Source organism: Embleya sp. NPDC005575, from assembly GCF_040605455.1.
Taxonomy (GTDB): domain Bacteria; phylum Actinomycetota; class Actinomycetes; order Streptomycetales; family Streptomycetaceae; genus Embleya.
Window position 1 is genome coordinate 1 of record NZ_JBEXCV010000338.1, and the last position, 1716, is coordinate 1716.

General features: G+C 73.5%; 2 protein-coding genes and 2 pseudogenes. 1 reads left to right on the forward strand and 3 read right to left on the reverse strand.

The window, feature by feature from the left end:
• Window positions 1–66 (forward strand): annotated as a pseudogene (locus ABZS54_RS42855) (aminopeptidase); the annotation flags it as partial.
• A 117-nt stretch (window positions 67–183) separates the two neighbouring features.
• On the opposite strand, the gene ABZS54_RS42860 reads toward ABZS54_RS42855, so the two are convergent.
• The 3 genes and pseudogenes from ABZS54_RS42860 to ABZS54_RS42870 form a co-directional block, all read right to left on the reverse strand.
• Complete coding sequence (locus ABZS54_RS42860) at window positions 184–687, reverse strand: hypothetical protein (protein ID WP_355548863.1); 504 nt, start codon at window positions 685–687, stop codon at window positions 184–186.
• Window positions 684–983 (reverse strand): helix-turn-helix domain-containing protein, encoded by a 300-nt coding sequence (locus ABZS54_RS42865; protein WP_355548866.1) that lies wholly within the window; start codon window positions 981–983, stop codon window positions 684–686. The genes ABZS54_RS42860 and ABZS54_RS42865 overlap by 4 nt, the downstream gene beginning before the upstream one ends.
• 371 nt (window positions 984–1354) lie before the next feature.
• Window positions 1355–1716, reverse strand: a pseudogene (locus ABZS54_RS42870) (hypothetical protein); the annotation flags it as partial.

Here is a 1716-nt window from a genome sequence, read left to right on the forward strand (position 1 = left end):
GCCCGGCTGGGCCTGGAGGTCAACGTGACGGGCTGGCTCGCGCTGGCCGAGAACATGCCCTCCGGCCCGCGCCCGCATCCCGTGCCGGCGCACCGACCCGCCCCGCGCCCGAGCGGGAGGCCTCCCCCGCACCCGCAGCGAAGTGACACCGCCTCGCCGCCCGGGCCCGGGCGACGCACCGAGTCAGGGTGCGTTGCCCAAGGCCTGACGCAGGGGCAGAGCGCCGGTGGCGATGTGGATTCCGCGGGACACGATCCGGGCGTTGGTCGAGTCGAGCAGGGACAGTTGGGACAGCGGCGCCGGGCCGTCGTCGTGCAGCGAACAGCACAGCAGCAGCATCGTGCGCAACGCCCCCGGCGGGAACGGCGCGTCGGCGGCGGTGACCACCTCGCGCAACGTCCGCCAGCGCACCGCCGCGTAGCGGCCGTCGTCGGACCAGTCCAGGCACACCGCGTACAACTCGGGGCGGCGCACGAACGAGCCTTCCTCGGTGAGGATGTACGTGGTCGCCTGCGTCGAGTGGCTGCCCTCGGCCGCGCGGTAGAGCGCGGCCTCGACCACCTCCGAGGACATGGCCGGTACGGAGGCCCCGTCGTTGGGTCGGGCGGGGCGCGCCGCGACGCGTTCCACGCGGTGCTTGGCGTCGGTTCGGTTGCGCCGGCTGCTCGGGCGACGGTCGGTACTCATGAGACAACCCTTCGGGCCGGGTCCGGAGCCCACGTGTGGGCGGGGGCGAGCAGGTGCGCCGGTTCCACCTGGAACAGTTGGGCCAGGCGCTCCACATCGTTGAGGTCGAAGGGGAGTTCGCCGGTGAATCGACGCCACGCCCAGGACCGGCCGTGGCCCAATGCCTCGCCGATGGCGCCGTCCGTGTAACCGTCACGCCGGGCGAGCATCCGCACGTTGCGCACCACGATCATCCGGATCGGCTCGTCCGTGTCCGTGTCCGAATCCGAGTCCGGATTGGGTATCGGCTCCGCCATTCTGGTCCCACGCACCCCAGGCGCAACATCTCTCATCTCCGCAGAGTAGATCGCCGGTTGCGGGAGCGGTAGACCGGGAGAAGGACAATCATCCCTCTCTGCGGGAAAGTTGCCGCTTCACACGAACACGCGACACCGCCGTGACCACTGCTCCGGAGCGGGACTTCGGACGGGTGTGCGCGGTTCGTCGGGGTATCGGGTCGCGGTGGGCACAGGCGCGGGCCACCGCCGGAAGTTCGGGCAGGGTGCCCGGGAAGTCGTCGAACAGGTGCCGTACGACGGTCCATTGCCTCGACGCCGCGCGCTCACGACCCGGTCTCCGCCCAGGCCGCCGCCAGCCGGTCGGCGATCCGGTGCAGCACGTCGATCGCTCAGCCGACGCGCCGACCCTCACCGGCTGCGGGCGGAGGTGTGCGCGGCGGCACGTCGGCCGGGTCCGGGGTCCGGCGCCCGGGAAGTGGGACGTAGTTCGAGGAGGGCGTCGGAGAGGTCGAGGCGGCCCGCGGGTTCGCCGGTGTCACGCTCCCCTCCGACGACGCCGTGGCGACGGGCGCGGACGCGGACGCGCTCGGCGTCGGCGCTCCGGTCTGCGGAACGGGCACGGCCGGCGGCACGCGCACCGGGCGCGGAGCGTCCGAGCCGGTGGTCCAGTCGAGCACCGCCCAGCCCGCCGCGACCACGGCCAACGCCGCGACCGGCATCGCCAGGCGCAGCGGGACGCGGCGCCCGCGCC